This is a genomic window from Arthrobacter sp. TB 26, assembly GCF_000427315.1.
In the GTDB taxonomy this organism is placed as follows: Bacteria; Actinomycetota; Actinomycetes; order Actinomycetales; family Micrococcaceae; genus Arthrobacter.
Genome location: NZ_AUPJ01000294.1, coordinates 1 through 6,924 on the forward strand (window position 1 = coordinate 1; position 6,924 = coordinate 6,924).

Below are 6,924 nucleotides of genomic sequence, written 5' to 3' on the forward strand. Positions count from 1 at the left end.
AGGACGGGTTGCCGGTCCGGGCCAGTTCGCGGGTCAGCGCAGCCAGGGCCTCCGGGGCAAGGGTGGTGGTGGCGGCATGATCAAGGTAAACGGGCACAGGGCAATTCTACCTGCGGGCCCGCGGCGGCACTGGTGTAGGTTCAAGCGGTGAAAGCGTCCCTGTACCTGGTCCTCGCCACCCTCTTCTGGTCCGGAAATTTCGTTGTCGGCAAGGCCGCCGTCGCCTCAATGACCCCCATGGACCTGACGTTCTGGCGCTGGACGCTGGCCGCCGTGCCACTGCTGCTCCTGGCCCATTTCGTGGAAAAGCCGGACTGGCGCGCGGTCCTGCGCCGCTGGCCGGTGCTCCTGCTGCTGAGCGCGCTCGGCATGAGCGGTTACACACTCCTGCTGTACGGCGCGCTTGGCCATACCTCCGCCGTGAACGCTGCCCTGGTCACCGCGGCCAACCCGGCCCTGATCGTGGTGCTGGCGATCGTCCTGCTGGGTGAGAGGACCACGCGTCTGGGCTGGCTCGGCATCTGCCTCGGCCTGCTCGGCGTGCTGCTGGTGCTGACCCGGGGCGAGCTGCAGCGCGTGTTCAGCCTGTCAATTAACACCGGTGAACTCATGATGATCGGCGCGATTATGGTCTGGGGGCTCTACACGATCATCGCCCGCAGACTGGCTGTCCCCGCCATCGCGGCCACCGCGGTTCAGGTGGCGATTGCGGCCGTGACACTCGCACCGTTCGCCCTGGCCATGAACGTGCGGCTCCCGGAGACGGCAGCCGAAGCCTGGTCGCTGGCGTACATCGTCGTGTTCCCGTCCCTGGGCGCCTACCTGTTCTGGAACATTGCGCTGAAAACGACCCCGCCGGGAACCGCCGGGAACTACCTCAACCTGATTGTGGTCTTCACGGCCCTCCTCACGGTGGTGCTGGGGACTGCGCTCACCCTTGTCCAGATCGTGGGCGGACTGCTGGTGATCGCCGGGGTGCTGTTGACCGGGAGGACCAGGCAGGCCAAGCCCGCAGCGGCCGCCGCGTCGGGCCGGGCCGCTAAGAGCCGGGTTCCTGGGGTTTGATCCGGGCGCAGCATTGCGCCGGCTGCGCGGTTCCGTGCGCACGGAGGTCTTCGATGGCGAGGGCCTGGACCCGGTCCGGATCGATGCCGAGGCCTTTCGCGGCGCCGGCCAGGAAGGCCCCGTTCATGGCGCAGACGACGCCGGCGTGGCCTTCGGCGATCCGGTGGAAGGGACAGTTGAGCAGCACCATTCCGCCCTCGCCGTCGGCTTCGGGACGGTAGCCCTCCGCGGCGAGGAACCCGGCGAAAGCGGCTTCCGCGGCAGTTGTCCCGGCGTCCGCCTGCCCCGCTGTCCCGCCCTGGGACCCGGCAGCGGACTGCCCCCGTGCGTAGGCGGCGCGCAATAGCGCTGCGCGCGCGGTTCCGCCGTCGGACGTTGACTCCTCGATGGCCGAGACCAGCAGCTCGGCGGCCAGATCGTAGTTCCGGTCCGGCACTGAGGCGGCGATCTCCCGGACAGCTGCCAGATACAGCTTGGCCGGGCGGCCGGAGCCGGGCCCTCCCCTGCCGCCAAGTTTCCGGAATTCCACAGCCAGCAGCCCGTCCTGCACCAGCCGGTCCAGTTGGAAGGATGCCGTACTCCTGGGCAGGCCGAGGGCGCCGGCGGCGTCGTCGCGGCTGACGGCGCACCCGGCCGAGGCGACGAAGTCGAACAGCCTCCGGCGGTTCTCATCCCCCAGGGAGGCGACGGCCGCAATCCTGCGGTTCCAGGGCGTTCGGATCATGGATCCAGCCTAGCTCTAAAAACAAGATTCATTGCTTAACTCCTGGACCCATTCTAAAATCAGGCTATCTACTTTTAGAGGGAGTCATCATGAAATCTTCAACAGCCATCAGCACCCCGGCCGGCCAACTGGCCCCGGTTCCCGCGCGGCAGGCATTCCTGCTGCTGCGGACGGTCTTTACTGTCGCGCCGGTGATCTTCGGCCTGGACAAGTTCACCAACCTCCTCACGGACTGGACCATGTACCTGGCGCCCGTGGTCACGAATGTCGTCCCGCTGCCGGCGCAGACCATCATGTACGTCGTCGGCGTCGTGGAGATCGTCGCCGGACTTGCCGTGGCTCTGAAGCCGCGGTTCGGCTCGCTGCTCGTGGCGGCCTGGCTCCTCGGTATCATCGTCAACCTCCTCGTGCTGGGCAGCTTTTTCGATGTGGCCCTGCGCGATTTTGGCCTGCTGGTCGGGGCGCTGGCCCTGAATCGGCTCTCGCCAACCAAGCAGGCCTGAGCGCTGCCGGTCTCAGCCAGACGGAGGAACGACCGCGATCCATGCTTCGGCCTCGATCCGCGCAGCGGCCAGCTTTGCGGCATCGGGGCACGAGGCGGACAGGTACACGGACGTGCCCGCCTTGCTGAAGAGCCGGGCGTAGATCGCCGTGGCCCGGGTGCCGGCCCACTCACCGCCCGGATACACAAGGACGTCGACGCGCGGAGCGGGCTTGCCGGATTCCCCGCCCCAGCGCAGGGTCTCCGATTTCAGGTAGCCCGGAAGAATACTGGCGTCAAGGTACTGGAAGAGCGCTTCCGTGGACGCCCTGTCATCCCCGGGAACGGCGAGGGCTGACTGGTTGGTCCGCACCTTGGCCGAGACCACACAGCCGTCCTCCTTGACGTACTCACTGGCGCCGGCCACGTTTTCCTTGCCGGGCTTCCATCGCGGCAGGTCCCGCAGCCCGTCGGAGAGCTGGACGGGCACGCCGGCCGCCAGGGTGTCGCCGGCGGCGAAGGGCATGTCCTTCGCCGCAACAGCAGCGGCGTCGTGGCCGGGGGTGATGGTGGGCGTGGCGAGCGTCGCAGTCGCAGGTGCCGCCTTGGGCGCGGCGGGGTCCGGAACGCCGACGCTGCAGCCGGCCAGCGCGGCCGTGACTGCGAGCGCCAGGAACGCGCGGCTCCCCCGGCGGCCCCGGAGCACGCGACAGATACCGGCGCTGCTGCCCGCCGTTGCCGCGGTCCCGGTTTTGCGCTTGATTCCCATGCCCCGCCCCCATATCGCTGTGCCCGTTCTGCTTCCTGCCCGGGCCCCCGCATGAGTCTAGACTCTCGGCTCTGAACTCCCGCGGTGGAGGCATCGATGCCCCCCGGGCTAGGCCAGGACGCGCACCGCCCCGGGAACCACCTCGATGGTGAGCGGCAACGGACCAATCCGCTCCCCGTCCGCGTACGCCACCACTTTGTCCGCCGACAGTTCGACCGTGCGCACCCGCCGGACGTGGACGGCCGGATGCCCCAGGTGGCCGCCGGAAAAGACCTTCGGAAAGACCTTCAGCAGGCCGGCCCGGGACAGCGGGCTGACGATAAAGAGGTCCAGATAGCCGTCGTCGAGCACGGCGTCAGGCGTGACCTTCATGCCGCCGCCGATCGACTGGCCGTTGGCGACGGACATCAGCATCGCTCCCTGCTGCCAGCGCTCGCCGTCGGCCGTCACTGTGTAGTTGATCGGCCGGAACGAGGCGAGTTCGCGGAGCATCGCGAGGTGGTAGCGGGCTTTGCCGCGGGGCCACCGCCAGGCGTTGGCCCGCTCGTTGACAGCCGCGTCGAACCCGGCGGACATCACTCCGGCAAACCAGCGCGACGTACCCCCGGACGAGGCCCGTCCGGCGTCGATCAGCCGCCCGCCGGAGGCCAGGGCTGCCAGCACCGCCGCGCAGGCCCCGGGGATGTTGTGCGCCGGTATACCGAGCGCCCGCGCCATGTCGTTTCCGGTGCCGGTCGGGACGATCCCCAGCGGGACTGCACCAAAGGGCATGCCCGATCCGGCGAGCGCATTGACGCCGAGGTGGACCATTCCGTCGCCACCCACGACGACGAGGGCGTCCGCCCCGGAGGCCAGCGCCTTGTCCACGGCCCGTGCCAGCGCGTCATAACTGTCCTCGCAAAGGACCAGGACCTCGGCCCCGGCCGCCCGGAAGCATTCGGCCGCCTCGCTGCCGGCACGCCGCCCGCGGCCAAAAGATGCCCGCGGGTTGACGGCGACGGCGATAATCATGCGCTGAATTATGCCAGCCCGCCGGGAACCTTCCGTGCCCTTGCGCTCGTTCTTCCCCTTGCCGGTTAAACTGGCCAGGCCGGACGTCCAGGATGGGCTGGCACCATCGACGCAAAGGATTTTTGCTTGACGCAGGGCAACAGCTCGCATTACCAGGTGCTCCGGATCCCCGTGACGGCGACGGAAAAGGAAATCAAGGTGGCCTACCGCCGGGCCGCCCGCACCGCGCACCCGGACCACGGCGGCGATCCCGCCGCGTTCCGGCGCGTCACGCTCGCCTACGAGACACTGATCGATGCCAAGAGCCGGGCCGCTTACGACCGTTCCTACGGCAGCGGCCGTGGCCCCTTCGCGGAACCTTCCCCTGACGAGGGGGCCCACTTCGACGCCCCGGCGGCCGGGAGCCGGGCCTCGGCCAACGTGCGGCGGCCCAACACGCCCAGGAACACAGCATCCGACGCCCCGGTCTTCGTCCCGCCCTTCGAGCAGTACGCCGGGACCGGCGAGGTACCGCTGATCCCGGAGAGCCTGGCCCGCCAGCAGGTCCACGGGCTGCCCCGCAAACGGGGTATCTTCGGGGCTGAGGCCCGGATCCAGCGGGAAATGCGGACCGTGCAGCTCATCAGCCGGCAGATCCTGCCCGCCATCCCGGCCGCACGGCTGATCAACGGGCTGCAGTCTCCGGCGGACAACAGCCACATCGACCACGTGGTGCTTTCCGGCTACCGCATGGCGATCATCGGCTCGATGCTGCTGCCGCCCGGCGCCTATGCCTGGAACGGGAACGCCCTCACCCACGGCGGCCGGTCAATCGCACCGCCCCAGCTGGCCCACGTGGTGCGCCGGATGCAGGACATCTTCCCGGAACTCAACGTCACCGGCTGGACCGTTGTCCACAGCACCGACGGCAACCTGCACGAGCCGGTGATCGACCGGCACCGCCGTTCCGGAGCGCACGAGACCGTGCAGGTGGTCAATGCCGCCGGTCTGGCACGCGGACTCAAGCAGTTCCTGAGTTCCGGCCCGGCCCCCAACACCGTCATCGTCCCGGTGCTTGCCCGGTTGCTGCGCGGGATGCACTAGCAGGCTCGCTAGGATGGGACAGTGTTCCGCATCCTCTTCCATGCCCCTGAAATCCCCGGCAATACGGGCAACGCCATCCGGCTGGCTGCCATCACGGGAGCCGAGCTGCATCTGGTGGAGCCCCTGGGCTTCGATTTCTCCGACGCGAAGCTGCGCCGGGCCGGCCTCGACTACCACGACCTCGCCGTCGTGACCGTCCACCAGGACATCGACGCCGCCTGGGCCGCCCTCGCACCGGAACGCGTCTTCGCGTTCACCTCCGACGGCGAGGTGTCCTATACGGACATCAGTTACCGGCCCGGGGACGTGCTGCTCTTCGGCCGCGAGTCCGTGGGCCTGCCCGAGGAACTCAAGAACGACCCGCATGTCACGTCACGCGTCAGGCTGCCGATGCTGCCTGCGCTGCGCTCGCTGAACCTTGCGAACGCAGCCTCGATCGCGGTCTATGAGGCCTGGCGCCAGAACGGATTCGCCGGCGCCAGGCTGTAGCCGGCCGCAACTTATCCGGCGCGCCGCCCATCCGGCTGGCCGGCAGTCCCGAATCACTTCTGAGGTCCGGTTCAACCAACGGGCCCACGGAGCGGGGAAAGGAGCGAGGAGCGGCAGGTGGCAACTACTGTGCAGGTGGACAGACGTCCCGCCCGGCGTGTTGCGGGCGGCCACGTCCCGGCCGGAGCCCATCCTGACCCGCGATCGGCGGCGGGCACCCTATGCTTGAAGGTGATGGAAACTCCCAACGCCCCGAACCCCGAGGCTGCCGCTCCCCCTGNCCCCAGCCGACGTGAACCGCCGGCTCGCCGCACTGCTGGAGCGCGTTGCCCGCGGTGACCAGGCAGCCTTCGCCGAGTTCTACGAGCTCACCTCCCGGCGCGTCTTCGGCATGGCCCGGCGGGTGCTGATCGATGTCGAACTCAGCGAGGACACCACCCAGGAGGTTTTCCTCCAGGTCTGGCAGAACGCCTCCAAGTTCAACCCCGAGGCCGGCAGCCCGCTCGCCTGGCTCATGACCATCTCGCACCGCCGGGCCGTGGACAAGGTCAGGTCCTCCCAGTCCTCCACCGACCGGGAAGCGAAATACGGCGCGAGCAGCCAGGACATCGATCACGATTCCGTCTCCGACGAGGTTGGCAGCCGGCTTGAAGCCGAGGCCGTGGTCCGTTGCCTTGAGACGCTGACCGATACACAACAGGAGTCCGTGCGGCTGGCCTACTACGGCGGCCTCACCTACCGGGAAGTCGCAGAGAAGCTCAATGCTGCGGTGCCCACCATCAAGTCCCGCATCCGCGACGGACTAATCCGACTGAAGACCTGTCTGGGGGTGAGTTGAGATGACCGACATTAATGCACAGGACAAGGGCCGCGTACCCGGCGGTTTCACGGCCGATATCGCCACCGACCTTGCTACGGGGCGGGCGGCTGACCTCGCCGAGGTGTACGCCCTGAATGCCGTGGACGACGCCGAGCGCGCCGCCATCGAGGCTTACCTCGCCTCGGCTCCTCCGTCCGAACGCGCTGCCTTCAACGAACGCGTCCGCCAGGCCCGGGAGACACTCGCCACCAGCTTTGCCGCGGAGGAAGAACCGCCGCCCGGACTGCTGGAACGGATCATGGCGTCACTGCCCGCCCAGGACTCCGCTGCGCCCCCGGACGCGCAGGGGCCATCGGTGCTCCCGCCGGTCGTGGCCCGGCCTGTCCGGGAGCCTTCCGAGCCCTCGGTCACCGACGAACTCGGCGCTGCCCGCAAGCGCCGGGAGGAACGACACCGGCCGCAGGGAATGCGCAACTGGCTCG

7 protein-coding genes and 2 pseudogenes (1 of these 9 only partly in view) are annotated in these 6,924 nt (G+C 68.7%); 6 read left to right on the forward strand and 3 right to left on the reverse strand.

From position 1 onward, the window contains the following. Nucleotides 1-147 precede the first annotated feature (147 nt). Complete coding sequence (locus tag K789_RS0110505; RefSeq protein ID WP_024366719.1) at nt 148-1,065, forward strand: DMT family transporter; 918 nt, start codon at nt 148-150, stop codon at nt 1,063-1,065. Here the strand turns inward: K789_RS0110505 and K789_RS0110510 are convergent. Next, the gene (locus tag K789_RS0110510; protein WP_024366720.1) at nt 1,040-1,789 is read right to left on the reverse strand and encodes a helix-turn-helix transcriptional regulator; all 750 of its coding nucleotides are present in this window, start codon (nt 1,787-1,789) and stop codon (nt 1,040-1,042) included. The genes K789_RS0110505 and K789_RS0110510 overlap by 26 nt on opposite strands. Before the next feature lie 89 nt (nt 1,790-1,878). Between K789_RS0110510 and K789_RS0110515 the strand changes: the two genes are divergently transcribed. After that, entirely contained in the window at nt 1,879-2,292 is a 414-nt protein-coding gene (locus K789_RS0110515) for a membrane protein (protein WP_024366721.1), read from the forward strand. 12 nt (nt 2,293-2,304) lie between these two features. On the opposite strand, the gene K789_RS0110520 is transcribed toward K789_RS0110515, so the two are convergent. Together K789_RS0110520 and K789_RS0110525 are read right to left on the reverse strand one after the other, a co-directional pair. Further along, on the reverse strand, nt 2,305-3,039 hold the full coding sequence (locus tag K789_RS0110520; protein WP_024366722.1) for a hypothetical protein: 735 nt from the start codon (nt 3,037-3,039) through the stop codon (nt 2,305-2,307). Between the two features lie 108 nt (nt 3,040-3,147). Further along, nucleotides 3,148-4,050 carry a diacylglycerol/lipid kinase family protein gene (locus K789_RS0110525; protein WP_024366723.1) on the reverse strand — a complete coding sequence of 301 codons (903 nt, stop codon included), beginning with the start codon at nt 4,048-4,050 and terminating at the stop codon, nt 3,148-3,150. A 126-nt stretch (nt 4,051-4,176) separates the two neighbouring features. Between K789_RS0110525 and K789_RS0110530 the strand changes: the two genes are divergently transcribed. The 4 genes and pseudogenes from K789_RS0110530 to K789_RS0110545 all read left to right on the forward strand — a co-directional run. Next, a complete protein-coding gene (locus tag K789_RS0110530; RefSeq protein WP_024366724.1) occupies nt 4,177-5,133 on the forward strand; it encodes a J domain-containing protein in 957 nt (318 codons plus the stop codon). 21 nt (nt 5,134-5,154) lie between these two features. Continuing rightward, nucleotides 5,155-5,622 (forward strand): tRNA (cytidine(34)-2'-O)-methyltransferase, encoded by a 468-nt coding sequence (locus tag K789_RS0110535; RefSeq protein ID WP_024366725.1) that lies wholly within the window; start codon nt 5,155-5,157, stop codon nt 5,620-5,622. A 234-nt stretch (nt 5,623-5,856) separates the two neighbouring features. Continuing rightward, nucleotides 5,857-6,460 (forward strand): annotated as a pseudogene (sigK, locus tag K789_RS22840) (ECF RNA polymerase sigma factor SigK). Between the two features lies 1 nt (nt 6,461). After that, a pseudogene (locus tag K789_RS0110545) lies at nt 6,462-6,924 on the forward strand (anti-sigma factor domain-containing protein); it runs 422 nt beyond the window's last position.

Excerpts from the sequence above, each read along its gene's own strand:
- K789_RS0110520 (WP_024366722.1), bottom strand. The coding sequence starts at position 3,039 with ATGGGAATCAAGCGCAAAACCGGGACCGCGGCAACGGCGGGCAGCAGC.
- K789_RS0110525 (WP_024366723.1), bottom strand. The coding sequence starts at position 4,050 with ATGATTATCGCCGTCGCCGTCAACCCGCGGGCATCTTTTGGCCGCGGG.
- K789_RS0110510 (WP_024366720.1), bottom strand. The coding sequence starts at position 1,789 with ATGATCCGAACGCCCTGGAACCGCAGGATTGCGGCCGTCGCCTCCCTG.
- K789_RS0110515 (WP_024366721.1), top strand. The coding sequence starts at position 1,879 with ATGAAATCTTCAACAGCCATCAGCACCCCGGCCGGCCAACTGGCCCCG.